Source organism: Streptomyces diversicolor (genome assembly GCF_057537855.1).
In genome coordinates, this window is record NZ_BAAJXA010000021.1 from 64,940 (window position 1) to 79,751 (window position 14,812).

Annotated in this window: 13 protein-coding genes; 10 read left to right on the plus strand and 3 right to left on the minus strand. The window is 75.4% G+C overall.

What is annotated here, in order from left to right:
* The first annotated feature begins 19 nt into the window (after nt 1–19).
* Genes AC27LF_RS24730 through cobI form a run of 4 tightly spaced genes read left to right on the plus strand, consistent with a single transcriptional unit; the run spans nt 20 to nt 4,729 of the window.
* Nucleotides 20–2,020: a putative cobaltochelatase gene (locus AC27LF_RS24730; protein ID WP_479658600.1), complete on the plus strand. Its 2,001-nt coding sequence runs from the start codon at nt 20–22 to the stop codon at nt 2,018–2,020.
* Nucleotides 2,020–2,634, plus strand: a complete 615-nt coding sequence (gene cobO, locus AC27LF_RS24735; RefSeq protein ID WP_479658599.1) for a cob(I)yrinic acid a,c-diamide adenosyltransferase — start codon at nt 2,020–2,022, stop codon at nt 2,632–2,634. The genes AC27LF_RS24730 and cobO overlap by 1 nt, the downstream gene beginning before the upstream one ends.
* Nucleotides 2,628–4,001 (plus strand): cobyrinic acid a,c-diamide synthase CobB, encoded by a 1,374-nt coding sequence (locus AC27LF_RS24740; RefSeq protein WP_479658598.1) that lies wholly within the window; start codon nt 2,628–2,630, stop codon nt 3,999–4,001. The genes cobO and AC27LF_RS24740 overlap by 7 nt, the downstream gene beginning before the upstream one ends.
* Nucleotides 3,998–4,729 carry a precorrin-2 C(20)-methyltransferase gene (gene cobI, locus AC27LF_RS24745; RefSeq protein ID WP_479658597.1) on the plus strand — a complete coding sequence of 244 codons (732 nt, stop codon included), beginning with the start codon at nt 3,998–4,000 and terminating at the stop codon, nt 4,727–4,729. The genes AC27LF_RS24740 and cobI overlap by 4 nt, the downstream gene beginning before the upstream one ends.
* A 17-nt stretch (nt 4,730–4,746) precedes the next feature.
* On the opposite strand, the gene AC27LF_RS24750 is transcribed toward cobI, so the two are convergent.
* Nucleotides 4,747–5,724 (minus strand): ZIP family metal transporter, encoded by a 978-nt coding sequence (locus AC27LF_RS24750; RefSeq protein WP_479658660.1) that lies wholly within the window; start codon nt 5,722–5,724, stop codon nt 4,747–4,749.
* Between the two features lie 128 nt (nt 5,725–5,852).
* Here AC27LF_RS24750 and cobM point away from each other — a divergent pair, with 128 nt between their 5' ends.
* The 6 genes from cobM to cobC are packed head-to-tail and all read left to right on the plus strand — an operon-like array spanning nt 5,853 to nt 12,206.
* Complete coding sequence (gene cobM, locus AC27LF_RS24755; protein ID WP_479658596.1) at nt 5,853–6,671, plus strand: precorrin-4 C(11)-methyltransferase; 819 nt, start codon at nt 5,853–5,855, stop codon at nt 6,669–6,671.
* A 5-nt stretch (nt 6,672–6,676) separates the two neighbouring features.
* Nucleotides 6,677–7,909, plus strand: a complete 1,233-nt coding sequence (cbiE, locus tag AC27LF_RS24760; RefSeq protein ID WP_479658595.1) for a precorrin-6y C5,15-methyltransferase (decarboxylating) subunit CbiE — start codon at nt 6,677–6,679, stop codon at nt 7,907–7,909.
* Nucleotides 7,906–9,600, plus strand: a complete 1,695-nt coding sequence (cobJ, locus tag AC27LF_RS24765; protein WP_479658594.1) for a precorrin-3B C(17)-methyltransferase — start codon at nt 7,906–7,908, stop codon at nt 9,598–9,600. Before cbiE ends, cobJ begins: the two co-directional genes overlap by 4 nt.
* Entirely contained in the window at nt 9,597–10,187 is a 591-nt protein-coding gene (locus AC27LF_RS24770) for a precorrin-8X methylmutase (protein ID WP_479658593.1), read from the plus strand. Before cobJ ends, AC27LF_RS24770 begins: the two co-directional genes overlap by 4 nt.
* Nucleotides 10,184–11,107: a sirohydrochlorin chelatase gene (locus AC27LF_RS24775; RefSeq protein ID WP_479658592.1), complete on the plus strand. Its 924-nt coding sequence runs from the start codon at nt 10,184–10,186 to the stop codon at nt 11,105–11,107. Before AC27LF_RS24770 ends, AC27LF_RS24775 begins: the two co-directional genes overlap by 4 nt.
* A complete protein-coding gene (gene cobC, locus AC27LF_RS24780; RefSeq protein ID WP_479658591.1) occupies nt 11,097–12,206 on the plus strand; it encodes an Rv2231c family histidinol phosphate aminotransferase CobC in 1,110 nt (369 codons plus the stop codon). Before AC27LF_RS24775 ends, cobC begins: the two co-directional genes overlap by 11 nt.
* Before the next feature lie 436 nt (nt 12,207–12,642).
* Here the strand turns inward: cobC and AC27LF_RS24785 are convergent, their stop codons facing one another.
* Nucleotides 12,643–13,569, minus strand: a complete 927-nt coding sequence (locus AC27LF_RS24785; RefSeq protein WP_479658590.1) for an SCO1860 family LAETG-anchored protein — start codon at nt 13,567–13,569, stop codon at nt 12,643–12,645.
* Nucleotides 13,570–13,719: 150 nt separating this feature from the next.
* Complete coding sequence (locus AC27LF_RS24790) at nt 13,720–14,811, minus strand: amidohydrolase family protein (RefSeq protein WP_479658589.1); 1,092 nt, start codon at nt 14,809–14,811, stop codon at nt 13,720–13,722.
* Nucleotide 14,812: the final 1 nt, after the last annotated feature.

Sequence of the window (14,812 nt, forward strand, 5' to 3'; positions counted from 1 at the left end):
TCAAAGGAGTGATCTCGGCGTGAGTGTCCCCTATCCGTTCACTGCCGTCGTCGGGCAGAGCGATTTGCGGCTGGCCCTGCTCCTCAACGCAGTGAGCCCTGCCGTGGGCGGAGTGCTGGTCCGAGGGGAGAAGGGGACCGCGAAGAGCACGGCCGTGCGCGCTCTTTCGGCGCTGCTGCCCGAGGTGGCCGTCGTGCCGGGCTGCCGTTTCTCCTGCGACCCGGACTCGCCCGACCCGGCGTGCCCGGACGGGCCGCACGAGGGGGGCAACGGCGTCGTTCGCCCCGCGCGCATGGTCGAACTGCCCGTCGGCGCCTCCGAGGACCGGCTCGTCGGCGCGCTGGACATCGAACGTGCGCTGGCCGAGGGCGTGAAGAGCTTCGAGCCGGGCCTCCTGGCGCAGGCGCACCGCGGCATCCTCTACGTGGACGAGGTCAACCTGCTCCACGACCACCTCGTCGACCTGCTGCTGGACGCCGCCGCGATGGGCGCCTCGTACGTCGAGCGCGAGGGAGTCTCCGTACGGCATGCCGCGCGTTTTCTGCTGGTCGGCACCATGAACCCCGAAGAGGGCGAACTGCGCCCGCAGTTGCTGGACCGGTTCGGGCTGACCGTGGAGGTGGCCGCCTCGCGGGAGCCTGAGCAGCGGGTGGAGGTCGTGCGGCGCAGGCTTGCCTACGACGACGACCCGAGCGGGTTCGCCGCGCAGTGGGCCGAGGAGGAGGCCGCCGTACGGCAACGGATCGTCGCCGCACGGGAAGTGCTGCCGCGGGTGCGGCTGGGTGACGGTGCGCTGCGGCAGATCGCGGCGACCTGCGCGGCCTTCGAGGTGGACGGCATGCGCGCCGACATCGTGATGGCGCGCACGGCGACCGCGCTGGCGGCCTGGGCGGGCCGGACCGACGTGCTCGCCGAGGACGTGCGGCAGGCGGCGCTGCTCGCGCTGCCGCACCGGCGCAGGCGGAATCCGTTCGACGCGCCGGGCTTGGACGAGGACAAACTGGACGACACGCTGGAGGAGTTCTCCGGGCAGGACGAGGGCGACGACGATCCCGATCCCGACGGGCCCGGCGGCGGCGGTGGGCAGCCGGCGCCCGACAGCGGCCCGCAGGGCGACGGGGACACCGCCGCACGGCCCGAGACCGGTGAGGGCGGCCAACCGCAGGCGTCCGGCGGGCCGGAGCAGTCGGCCGTAGGGGCCGGGGAGCCGTTCCGTACCAAGGCGCTGAGCGTGCCCGGGATCGGTGAGGGTGCCGCCGGGCGGCGGTCTCGGGCACGTACCGAGCACGGGCGGACGACCGGGGCCCGGCGGCCCCAGGGTGCGCTGACCAAGCTGCATCTGGCCGCCACCGTGCGGGCCGCCGCCCCGCACCAGCGGGCGCGCGGGCGGTCGGGGCCGGGGCTGGTGATCCGGCGGGACGATCTGCGCCAGGCGACGCGGGAAGGCCGCGAGGGGAACCTCGTTCTCTTCGTCGTGGACGCCTCCGGTTCGATGGCGGCCCGGCAGCGGATGGGCGCCGTGAAGGGTGCCGTGCTGTCACTGCTGCTGGACGCCTATCAGCGGCGGGACAAGGTGGGGATGGTGACCTTCCGGGCCTCGGCCGCGGAGGTCGCGCTGCCGCCGACCTCGTCGGTGGACGCGGCGGCGGCCCGGCTGGAGTCGCTGCCGACCGGCGGCCGTACACCGCTCGCGGCCGGGCTGCTCAAGGCGCACGAGGTGCTGCGGGTGGAGCGGCTGCGGGATCCGGCGCGCCGGGCGCTGGTCGTGGTGGTGACCGACGGGCGCGCCACCGGCGGCCCCGATCCGGTGGCCCTCGCCCAGCGTGCGGCGCGGCTGTTCGCGGCCGGGCAGATCGCCTCGGTGGTCGTGGACTGCGAGTCGGGTCCTGTGCGGCTCGGACTCGCCGGGCGGCTCGCGGACGAACTGGGCGGTACGGCCGTCACGTTGGACGCCTTGCGTGCCGATGCGATCGCCGGTCTGGTCAGGGATGTGCGGGGGACGTCGAGGAGGGCCGCGTAATGCCGCAGGGAAAACCGAGTGTGGTGCCTGACGACGGGCTGACGACGCGTCAGCGGCGCAACCGTCCGCTCGTCGTGGTCCACACGGGTGTGGGCAAGGGCAAGTCCACGGCCGCCTTCGGTCTTGCGCTGCGCGCCTGGAACCAGGGCTGGCCGATCGGGGTGTTCCAGTTCGTCAAGTCGGCCAAGTGGCGGGTCGGCGAGGAGCGGGCGCTGCGGGTGCTCGGGGATTCCGGCGAGGGCGGGTCCGTCGTCTGGCACAAGATGGGCGAGGGCTGGTCCTGGGTGCAGCGGGACGCACTGGACGACCTGGACAACCTGGGCAACGCGGAGAAGGCCCGGGAGGGCTGGGAGCAGGTCAAGCGGGACCTGGCGGCGCAGACGTACCGGCTGTACGTGCTCGACGAGTTCGCGTACCCGATGCACTGGGGCTGGGTGGACACGGACGAGGTGATCGCGGTGCTGCGCGACCGGCCGGGCACACAGCACGTGGTGATCACCGGGCGGCACGCGCCCGCGGCGCTCGTGGACTTCGCCGACCTCGTCACCGACATGTCGAAGGTCAAGCACCCCATGGACGTGGGCCAGAAGGGCCAGCGGGGCATCGAGTGGTGACGTCCGTACCCCGTCTGGTCATCGCCGCGCCCGCGTCGGGCAGCGGCAAGACCACGGTCGCCACCGGGTTGATGGCGGCGCTGGCCGGCCGGGGGCTCGCCGTGTCCCCGCACAAGGTCGGCCCCGACTACATCGACCCCGGGTATCACGCGCTGGCCACCGGGCGCGCGGGCCGCAACCTGGACGCGTATCTGTGCGGCCCCGAGCTGGTCGGCCCGCTGTTCCTGCACGGGGCGCGCGGCTGTGACATCGCCGTCGTGGAGGGCGTGATGGGGCTGTACGACGGGGCCGCAGGGGAGGGCGAGCTGGGGTCCACGGCACAGGTGGCGAAGCTGCTGCGGGCGCCGGTCGTGCTGGTGGTGGACGCGTCCGCGCAGTCGCGGTCGGTGGCGGCGCTGGTGCACGGGTTCGCGTCCTGGGATCCGCAGGTGCGGATCGGCGGGGTGATCCTGAACAAGGTGGCGTCCGACCGGCACGAGGAGCTGCTGCGGGAGGCGTTGGAGTCGGCGGGGGTGCCGGTGCTGGGGGTGCTGCGGCGGGCGGCCGCCGTGGCGACGCCGTCCCGGCATCTGGGTCTTGTGCCGGTCGCGGAGCGCCGGTCCGCGGCCCTCGACGCGGTGCGGGAGATGGCGGCGCTGGTGTCCGAGGGGTGCGATGTGAGCGCGCTGGCGGCGCTCGCCCGTACGGCCGGTCCCCTTCCGGAGGGCTCGGCCCCCTGGGACCCCGCCTCGGCCGCCGCCGGTTCACCGCAGGCCGGGCGGCCGGCGCCGGCGGTCGCCGTCGCCGGTGGCCCCGCGTTCACGTTCTCCTATGCGGAGCACACCGAACTGCTCACCGCCGCCGGTGCCGACGTGGTGACGTTCGATCCGCTCCGGGACGAGCAACTTCCCGAGGGCACGGCCGGGTTGGTCATCGGCGGCGGTTTTCCCGAGGTGTACGGCGCCGAGCTGTCCGCCAACGAGCCGCTGCGCGACGCCATCGCCGGGCTGGCACGGCGGGGCGCCCCGCTCGCCGCGGAGTGCGCCGGACTGCTGTATCTGTGCCGGGAGTTGGACGGCCGGCCCATGTGCGGGGTGCTGGACGCCACCGCGCGGATGACTGAGCGGCTCACCCTCGGCTACCGGGACGCGGTCGCCGTCAGCGACAGCGTGCTGGCCGGGGCGGGCACGCGGATGCGGGGGCACGAGTTCCACCGGACCGTCGTCGCGCCGGGCGCGGGGGCGGCCCCGGCGTGGGGCGTGCGGGGCCCGGAGCGGCGCGTCGAGGGTTTTGTGCAGCAGGGGGTGCACGCGAGTTATCTGCATACGCACTGGGCCGCGCGGCCCGGCGTGGCCCGTCGGTTCGTGGAGAGGTGCCGGACGTCATGAGCAGCAGGCTGATCGGGGTCGGGGTCGGTCCGGGCGACCCGGAGCTGGTGACCGTGAAGGGCGTGAACGCGCTGCGCGCCGCCGATGTCGTGGTCGTACCGGTGATGGACACCGGGGAGCGCGGGCGCGCGGAGGCGACCGTGCTGCACTACGTGCCGGCGACGAAGGTGGTCCGGGTGGTGTTCGCGCTCAACGAGCGCACGGACCGGGCCCGGCGGGAGGCCGCCTGGGACGCGGCCGGGGAGCGGGTCGCGCGGTTGCTGCAAAAGGCGCGGACCGTCGCCTTCGCGACCATCGGCGACCCGAACGTGTACTCCACGTTCACCTATCTCGCCCAGACCGTCGCACGGCTGGTGCCGGGGACCGTCGTGCAGACCGTGCCCGGGATCACCGCGATGCAGGACCTGGCGGCCCGGTCGGGCGCCGTGCTGACGGAGGGGACCGAGCCGCTGACGCTGGTGCCGGTGACCGCCGGGGCGTCCGCGCTCAAGGACGCGCTGGCCGGGCCCGGCACGGTCGTCGCGTACAAGTTCGGGCGGCAGGCCGGGGAGGTGGCGGAGGCGCTGCGGGAGACCGGGCGGCTCCAGGACGCCGTGTGGGGCTCGGCGCTCGGCCTGCCGGAGGAGTCGGTACGGCCCGCCGCCGACCTGGACGGGGCGCCGCTGCCGTATCTGTCCACGCTCATCGCGCCGGCCCGGCGTGACGGCTCGCGGGGCGGCAAGCTGTGAGCGTCGCCGGGGCGCCCTCAGCCGGCGACGCCCACCACCAGCCAGATGAACGCGGCGCCCGCGACGGTGCACAGCACGGTCGAGCGTGCGGGGTGCTGGTGGTGCGCCTCGGGCAGGATCTCGGCCGCGGCGAGGTACAGGAGCACACCGCCGAAGAGGCCGAGATAGCCGCCGAGAGCCTGCTCCGGGATGGTGAAGAGCGCCGTCGACAGGGCGCCGACCAGCGGGGCGCAGGCGTCGGCGAACAGCATCGCGAGCGCCCTGCGGCGGGCGTTGCCGTACAGGCTGGTGAGGGTGAACGTGTTGAAGCCGTCCGCGAAGTCATGGGCGATCACCGCGAGCGCGACGGCCACGCCCATGCCGCCGTCGACCTGGAAGGCGGCGCCGATGGCCACGCCGTCCATGGCGCTGTGCCCGACCATCGCGCCGGCCGCGGTGAGCCCCACCTCGGGCGAGCGGTGGTCAGGGGAATGCGACGGCGCGACGGTCTGCGGCGACACACCGGACACGGGCCCGAGAGCCTGAGCGTCACCACCCACACGGTCCACCGCGGGCGCACGGCCGGACATCGCGGAACCCGGTGGATCGACAGGCTGAGCGTCACCACCCGCACGGTCCACCGCGGGCGCACCCGACCGGCCCAGGGGCCCGGCCTCGCCGCTGTCCCGGTCCGGCGTGGGGGCGGGTGTCGGGGAGTCCGTGGGGCCGTGAGGCCGAGTGGGGCCGGTCGGCCGGACCGCCGCGGGACGTTCCGCGGCGCCGTGGGCCGTGCGGCGGGCCGCCAGGAGGCGTTCCACCAGATGGGCCAGGAGGAAGCCGGCCACGAACAGCAGCAGGGCGGCCGGCACGCCGAACACCTCCCGGCCGGCCACCGCCAGGGCCTCGGGGAGCAGATCGAAGCCGACCACGCCCAGCATCAGGCCGCCGGCCAGGCCGAGGACCAGGTGGCGGCGGTCGGTCACCCGCTGTGCCGTCCAGCCGCCGGCCAGCGTCATCAGGAACGCGCCGAGCGCGACGAAGACAGCCATGGGCCCTTGCTATCCGATCAGCCGCCGACCGCGCACATCCGGCCCGCGCACCCACCGCACCAACCATGACATTTCTTACGAGAGGACCCCTTCCCATGGCCGATGCCTCCACCGGCAAGGTGACGTTCGTCGGTGCCGGCCCCGGCGCCGCCGATCTGCTGACGTTCCGTGCCGCGCGCGCCATCGCCGAGGCCGACGTGGTGATCTGGGCGGCCAGCCTGGTCCAGAGGGAAGTCCTCGACCATGCCCGCGAGGACGCGCGGATCCTGGACTCGGCGACCATGGCGCTGGAGGACGTCGTCGCCGTCTACCGGCAGGCGCACGCCGAGGGGCTGCGGGTCGCGCGGGTGCACTCCGGCGACCCGGCCCTGTGGGGCGGCACCCAGGAACAGCTCGACCGGTGCGCGCAGATCGGGATCGAGACGGAGGTGGTGCCCGGGGTCTCCGCGTTCTCCGCGGTCGCCGCGCTCGCCCGGCGCGAGCTGACCGTTCCCGAAGTGGCGCAGTCCGTGGTCCTCACCCGGCTCGGCGGGGGCAAGACGCCGATGCCGCCCGGTGAGGAGGTGCGCGAGTTCGCCCGGCACGGCACGACCATGGCGGTGTTCCTGTCCGCCGCGCGCAGCGGGCAGCTGGTGCGGGAACTGCTGGAGGGCGGCTATCCGACCGGCACCCCGGTGCTGGTCGCCTACCGGGCGACCTGGCCCGACGAGCTGGTGGTGCGCTGCACGATCGGCACGCTGGAGGAGACGGTCAAGGAGCACCGGCTGTGGAAGCACACGCTCTTCCTGGTCGGCCCGGCCCTGGACGCGCACGGCACCCGTTCGCACCTCTACCACCCCGGTCACTTCCACGGCTTCCGCAGGGCCGACCCCGAGGCCCGCAGGGCGCTGCGCGAGCGGGGCGCGAGACCGTGACGCCGTTGATCACCGTCGTCGGCACGGGTACCGGGGCGCCGGTCCGGCAGGACGTCCTGTCCGGTGCCGCTCTGGTCGTGGGCGCGCGCCGGCACCTGGACGCCGTACCGCTGCCCCAGGACGCCGAACGGCTGGTGCTGGGGCCGCTCGGACCCGCCCTCGACACCATCGCCGCGTATGCCGGGGCGGCCCGGCCTGTCGTGGTGCTGGCCTCCGGTGACCCGGGGTTCTTCGGGATCGTGCGGGCGCTGGCCGAGCGGTTCGGGCCGGGGCTGCTCGATGTGCGGCCCGGTGTCTCGTCGGTCGCGACGGCGTTCGCGCGCATCGGGCTGTCCTGGGACGACGCGGTCGTGGTCAGCGCGCACGGGCGGGACCTGCGCACCGCCGTCAACGTGTGCCGGGCGCATCCCAAGGTGGCCGTGCTGACCGGTCCTGGCGCGGGCCCCGCCGAGCTGGGGGCCGCGCTCGACGCGGGCCGGGTGCTCGTCGTGGCGAGCGCGCTCGGCGACCCGGCCCGTGAGCGGGTGGAGCGGGTCACGCCCGCCGAGGCCGCCGCCCGGGACTGGGGCACCGCGGTGAACGTGGTCGTCTGCCTGGACGAGGCGCGGGCGCCGGGGGCGGTGCGCACGGTGGCCGGGCCGGGCGCCGGGCCGTCCCGATGGGCCCTGGAGGAGGCCGAGTTCGCCCACCGCGACTCGATGATCACCAAGTTCGAGGTGCGGGCGCTGGCCCTGGCCCGGCTCGGGCCGCGCCTGGGCGACCTGGTGTGGGACGTCGGCGCGGGCTCCGGTTCGGTGGCCGTGGAGTGCGCGCGGCTCGGTGCCGCCGCGGTGGCCGTCGAGAAGAGCGCGGACGGCATCGAGCGGATCCGTGCCAACGCGGCGGCGCACGGCGTCGACGTACGGGCGGTGCACGGGACGGCGCCTGCCGTGCTGTCCGCACTGCCCGATCCCGACGCCGTGTTCGTCGGCGGCGGCGGCCGGGAGCTGCCCGCCGTCGTCACGCAGTGCGCCCGGCGGGCCCGGCGGGCGGTGGTGGTCGCCGTGGCCGCCCTGGACCGGGTGCCGGCGGCGCGCGCGGCGCTCACCGATGCCGGGTTCTCCTGCGACGGCGTGCTGCTGCAGTCGTCGCGGCTCGCGCCGCTGCCGGGGGACGTGACCCGGCTGGCCGCGACCAATCCCGTGTTCCTGCTGTGGGGCGAGCGGCCCCACGCGCGTGTCGAAGGAGTTGTTCAGTGATCGGCCTGATTTCCGCCACGGCCGCGGGGGCGGCGGCGCGCGACCGGCTGGCCGCGGCCTGGCCGGACCGCACCCGGGTGTACGACGGCCCGGTCAAGGACGCCGTACGGGCCGCGTTCGCGGAGTGCGAGCAGCTGGTGTGCTTCCTGGCGACGGGGGCGGTGGTCCGGCTGATCGCCCCGCTGCTCGGCGACAAGGCGGCCGATCCGGGCGTGGTGTGCGTGGACGAGAGCGGCCGGTTCGCCGTGTCGCTGGTCGGCGGGCACGGCGGCGGGGCCAACGAACTCGCCCGCGAGGTGGGCGGGTTGCTGGCGGCGACACCGGTGGTGACGACGGCGACGGACGCGGTGGGCGTGCCCGGCCTCGACACCCTCGGGCTGCCCGTGGAGGGCGCCGTCGCGGCCGTCTCCCGGGCGCTGCTGGACGGCGCGCCGGTCGCCCTGGAGGCCGAGGTGACCTGGCCGCTGCCGCCGCTGCCGGTCGCCGCGGAGGGCGCGTACACGATCCGGGTGACCGACCGGGACGTCGAGCCCGGCCCGCGTGAGGTGCTGGTGCGCCCGCCGACACTCGTCGTCGGCGTCGGCGCTTCCCGCGGCGCCCCGGCCGATGAGGTGCTGGAGCTGATCGCGGACGCGCTGCGGGACGCCGGACTCTCGGCCGCGTCCGTCGCCGAACTCGCCACCGTGGACGCCAAGTCGGCGGAGCCGGGCATCGTGGCCGCCGCCGCACGGCTCGGCGTGCCCCTGGTGACCTGCTCCGCCGAGGAGTTGGCGGGCGTCGACGTGCCGAACCCGTCCGCCGCGCCTCTCGCCGCCGTCGGCACCCCGTCCGTCGCGGAGGCCGCCGCCGTGCTGCGCGGCGGTGAACTCCTCGTGCCCAAGCGGAAGTCGGCCGGGCGGCCCGCCATGGCGACCTGCGCCGTGGCGCGGCGGCCGGCGCGCGGACGGCTCGCGGTCGTCGGGCTCGGACCCGGCGCCCGCGATCTGCTCACGCCACGCGCCGGGGCCGAACTGCGGCGCGCCTCGGTGGTCGTCGGTCTGGATCAGTACGTCGACCAGATCCGTGACCTGCTGCGACCGGGCACCCGGATCCTTCAGTCGGGCCTGGGCGCCGAGGAGGAGCGGGCCAGGACGGCGGTCGCCGAGGCCCGTGCGGGGCATGCGGTCGCGCTGATCGGGAGCGGGGACGCCGGCGTGTACGCGATGGCGTCGCCCGCGCTCGCCGAGGCGTCCGACGACATCGACGTGGTCGGCGTGCCGGGCGTGACCGCGGCGCTGGCCGGCGCGGCGGTCCTGGGCGCGCCGCTGGGCCACGACCATGTGTCGATCAGCCTGTCCGACCTGCACACGCCGTGGGAGGTGATCGAGCGGCGGGTGCGGGCCGCCGCCGCCGCGGACCTCGTGGTGACGTTCTACAACCCGCGTTCCCGGGGCCGCGCCTGGCAGTTGCCCGCGGCGCTCGCGATCCTCGCCGAGCACCGTGCGCCGGCCACCCCGGTCGGTGTGGTGCGCAACGCCTCGCGGGCCGACGAGTCGAGCAGGCTGACCACGCTGGCGGCGCTCGATGCGGCGTGGGTGGACATGATGACGGTCGTGACGGTGGGCAACACGGCGACCCGCGAGATCGCGGGACGCATGGTGACGCCGCGCGGCTACCGCTGGCAGGACACCCGGCAGGAGGAGGCCCGGTGAACCGTGTGATCCACCCGATCGAGCAGGAGTCCTTCCGGCGGCTGCGGGCCCGTCTCGACACCTCGCGGTTCGCGCCGCTGACCCGGGCCGTGGTGGAGCGGGTCATCCACTCCGCCGCCGATCTGGACTACGCGCACGACCTGGTCATGGCCGAGGACGACCTGGTGCGGGCGCACGCCGCGCTGCACGCCGGGGCGCCGGTCGTCGTGGACGTGGAGATGGTCGCGGCCGGCATCACCCGCCGCGACACCGTCTGCCGGCTGCGGGACGCCGCGTCCGGGCCCGGACTTACCCGTTCGGCGCACGCGGTCCGGCTCGCGTACGAGGACGTGGGACCGGGGGCGCTCTGGGTGATCGGCTGTGCGCCGACCGCCCTGGAGGAGCTGCTGACGCTGGACGCCTCCCCCGCGCTCGTCATCGGTCTGCCCGTCGGCTTCGTCGGCGCGGCCGAGTCCAAGGCCGCGTTGCGCGCGAGCGGGCTGCCCGCCGTCAGCAACGTCTCCGAGAAGGGCGGTTCCGCGGTGGCCGCCGCCGCCCTCAACGCCCTTCTCTACCATCCGACTTCACCGACCGAGGAGAATCAGTGACCACCCCGCCGCCCGCTCTGCTCATCGCCGGCCACGGCACCCGGGACGAGGCCGGAGCCGAGGCGTTCCGGTCGTTCGTGCGGGAGTTGGGTCGCCGCCACCCCGAACTGCCCGTGGCGGGCGGCTTCATCGAGCTGTCCCCGCCGCCGCTGGGCGAGGCCGTGACCGCGCTGGTGGAGCGGGGCGTGCGCCGGTTCGCCGCCGTGCCGCTGATGCTGGTGTCCGCGGGGCACGCCAAGGGCGACATACCGGCGGCGCTGGCCCGGGAGAAGGAGCGGCATCCCGGTGTCTCCTACGTCTACGGCCGTCCGCTGGGCCCGCATCCGGCGCTGCTGGACGTGCTGGAGCGGCGGCTGGACGATGTGCTCGGCGCCGCCGCCCGCACGCCCGCCGACCGGGCCGATGTGACCGTGCTGCTGGTCGGCCGTGGCTCCACCGACCCGGACGCCAACGCCGAGGTGTTCAAGGCGGCGCGGCTGCTGTGGGAGGGGCGCGGGTACGCGGGTGTGGAGACGGCGTTCGTGTCGCTGGCGGCGCCGGACGTGCCGAGCGGGCTCGACCGGTGTGCCCGGCTGGGGGCGCGCCGCATCGTGGTGCTGCCGTACTTCCTGTTCACCGGCGTCCTGCCGGAGCGGGTGCGGCAGCAGGCCGAGGGCTGGGCCGCCGCGCACCCGGGGCTGGACGTGCGCTGCGCCGAGGTCATCGGGCCCGAGCCGGAACTGCTCGACCTGGTGATGGAGCGGTACGTGGAGGCCGTCAAGGGCGATGTGCGGATGAACTGCGACGCGTGCGTGTACCGGATCGCGCTGCCGGGCTTCGCGGACAAGGTGGGCCTGCCGCAGCAGCCGCACTTCCACCCGGACGACGACGGACACCACCACGGCGGGCACCAGCACGGCGGGCACGCCCATGCCCACTGAGGACGGCGCCGGACCCGATCTGCGCCACCACGGCGACGCGGAGGTCCGTGACGACGGGTCGGCGCTGGTCGATCTCGCGGTCAACGTCCGTGCCGGTACCCCGCCGGACTGGCTGCGGGAGCGGATCGCCGAGTCGCTGACCGCTCTGGCGGCCTACCCGGACGGGCGGGCCGCGCGGGCGGCGGTGGCGGCGCGGCACGGGGTCGGGGCGGACCGGGTGCTGCTGACGGCGGGGGCGGCGGAGGCGTTCGTGCTGCTCGCCCGCGCCCTGAAGGTGCGCCGGCCGGTGGTGGTGCACCCGCAGTTCACGGAGCCGGAGGCGGCGCTGCGGGACGCGGGGCACTCGGTGGACCGGGTGCTGCTGCGCGCCGAGGACGGTTTCCGGCTGGATGCGGCGGCGGTCCCCGAGGAGGCCGACCTGGTGGTGATCGGCAATCCGACGAACCCCACCTCGGTGCTGCACCCGGCGGCGACGCTGGTCCGGCTCGCCCGCCGCGGGCGGACGCTGGTGGTGGACGAGGCGTTCATGGACGCGGTGCCGGGCGAGCGGGAGGCGCTGGCCGGCCGGACGGATGTGCCCGGCCTTGTCGTGCTGCGCAGCCTGACGAAGACCTGGGGCCTGGCCGGGCTGCGCATCGGCTACCTCCTGGCGGCGGAGGAGACCGTCGCGGAGCTGGCGCGGGCCCAGCCGCTGTGGCCGGTGTCCACGCCGGCCCTGGCGGCGGCGCGGGCGTGTGTGACGCCGCGGGCGCTGGCGGAGGCGGCGCACGCGGCCCATCGCATCGCGGCCGACCGGGCCCACCTGGTGGCGGGCCTGGCCGCGTTCGCCGCGCGCGGGGTGCGGGTGGCCGAGCCGGCCGAGGGCCCGTTCGTGCTGGTCCGCATCGCGGACGCGGCGGGGGTGCGGCGGCGGCTGCGCGACCTCGGCTACGCCGTGCGCCGCGGGGACACGTTTCCGGGGCTCGGCGCGGACTGGGTCCGGGTGGCGGTGCGCGACCGGGCCACGACGGACGGCCTGCTACGCGCCCTGCACACGGCCCTCCCCGCCCCGACCGACACCCCCACCCACATCCCCCTGACCACACCGACCCCACCCTGACCGCACCGACCCCGCACTGACGGGACCGACCCGCACCTGCCCCTCGGAACCCGCCCCTCCCCCACGGGACCGCCGAGAGGCCACCCGTCCCCCGCCCACGAGCCCCCGAGCCTCACGCCGACGCGAACCGCCGGGACCCACGGTTGCGCGAGGCCCCCGGGACCCACGGCTGCGGGAGACCACCGGGGCTCATGGCTGCGCGAGACCACCGGGACCCACGGCTGAGCGAGACCACCGGGGCTCATGGTTACTCGAAGGCCGCCGGGACCCACGGCTGCGCGAGGCTGCCGGGGCCCGGCGGCCGGCTCCGGTTCGGGGCCCCGTCCCGGTTCGGTGATGCCGGTTCGCGCGTTGGCACCCGCCGCGGTCCCGAGGCGGGATCAGCCGTGCCGCGTGCGTCCCCCGGGGCGGCCCTGCCCTCGGGCGCGCCGGACGGTCAGTTCCGGCGGCGGGCCAGGGCCACTGCGCCGCCGCCCGCCAGGACGAGGGCGACGGCGCCGCCCGCGATGTACGGCGTCGCCGAGTTGCCGCCGGTCTCCGCGAGGTCGGCCTCGGCGGCGCCCTGGGGCTTGACGTCCGACGCGGGTTCGGCCGGGTCCGCCGGGCCGGCGGGCTTGGCCGGTTCGCTCGGCTTGGCCGGTGCGTCGGGTGCCTCGCAGGTCGCCTTGGCGAGGGTGACGGTCCCCTCGACCTCGGCCACGTTCAGCTTCAACGGGTTGACGGAGACCTTCAGTTCGAGCGCGGTGGCGGCGGCCGTGCGGGACGTGGTCTCCCGCTTCGACAGGTCCAGGCGTACCGCGCCGACCCCGGGCACCTCGACGTTGGTCGGGCCGCCCGCGCTGAGCGTGACCCGCTTGCCGAGGACCGTCACCGCGCCCAGCACATTGGCGGTGGCGGTGGGCTGCTTCCCGGCCTCGCAGGTCGCCTTGGAGGTGACCGCGTCGATCTCGACGACGGAGAGCAGGGGCAGGCCGGGCACGTGCAGCTTGGCGTGGGCGAGTTCGACGGAACCCTCGGCGCGGCCGTCGGCCACGGTGGCCTTGGCGGCGGCCACGTCCGCGCCGAGCACGGTGAACGGCTTGCCGCCGTCCACGCCGTCGAGCCGGGCGGACAGCGCCGTCTTGTCGGCGCTCTGCGGTGCCTGCACCTCGTTGAGGGAGACCGCGAGCGGGACGTTCACGGTCTTGTTGAGCAGGGACACATCGAGCCCGGTGCGCAGGACGACGGCACTGGCGCGCCCCTTGTCGGTGGTCGCGTGCGCGGCGCTCGCGCCGGCCAGCGCCGCCGGGCCCGCGGCGAGGGCCGTGGCCGCGGCGACGGCGGCCAGACGGCGTGCGGGCATACGGAAATCATTGCTGTTCAAGGCGGTGGGACCCCCAGTGGGATGAGCTTGGGACCCGGCCAGAATTACGTACTGTGGGTGAACCGTCAGCGATCCTGAGTTACTTCACCCGTTCGTGGTGTTTTCGCGAGGCTTTTCGAATCCCAGGACACAGGCGTTCGCCGCTTTCACCTAGCCCACGATCCGTCCCCGCAGCACCACCCGCCGCGGGGCCGCCAGCACCCGTACGTCCGCCCGCGGATCCGCCTCGTACACGACCAGGTCGGCGGGCGCGCCCTCGGCAAGGCCCGGCCGGCCGAGCCAGGCGCGGGCGCCCCACGTGGTCGCCGACAGCGCGTCGACGGGCGGGATGCCCGCGGCGACCAGTTCGGCGACCTCGGCCGCGACCAGACCGTGCGCCAGCGAACCGCCGGCGTCCGTGCCGACGTACACCGGGATGCCCGCGTCGTGGGCGCCGCGCACCGTGTCGTAGCGCCGCTCGTGGAGCCGCCGCATGTGCGCCGACCAGCGCGGGTACTTGCTCTCGCCGTCGGCGGCGAGCTGCGGGAACGTCGCGATGTTGACGAGCGTCGGGACGATCGCCACGCCGCGCTCGGCGAACAGCGGGATCAGGTCCTCGGTCAGCCCGGTGGCGTGCTCGACGCAGTCGATGCCCGCCTCGACCAGGTCGCGCAGGGAGCTGGTGGCGAAGCAGTGCGCGGTGACCCGGGCGCCGAGGCGGTGGGCCTCGGCGATCGCCGCCGCCACGGCCTCGCGCGGCCAGCAGGCGGCCAGGTCGCCGAGGTCGCGGTCGATCCAGTCGCCGACCAGCTTGACCCAGCCGTCGCCGCGCATCGCCTCCTGGGCGACGTAGGCGACGAGTTCGTCCGGCTCGATCTCGTGGGCGAAGTCGCGGATGTAGCGGCGGGTGCGGGCGATGTGCCGGCCGGCCCTGATGATCCTCGGCAGGTCCTCGCGGTCGTCGATCCAGCGGGTGTCCGAGGGCGAACCCGCGTCGCGGACCAGCAGGGTGCCCGCCTCCCGGTCGGTCAGCGCCTGCTTCTCGGCGGCGTCCGCGTCGACCGGGCCGCGCGTACCGAGGCCGACGTGGCAGTGGGCGTCGACCAGACCGGGCAGCGCCCACCCGGTCACGCTCGTCACCTCGCGGGCGCCGGCCGGACGGTCGTAGCAGATCCGCCCGCCGACCACCCACACCTCGTCGCGGACCTCGTCCGGTCCGACGAGAACGCGCCCCTTCACGTGCAGCACCGCACCATCGCTCATG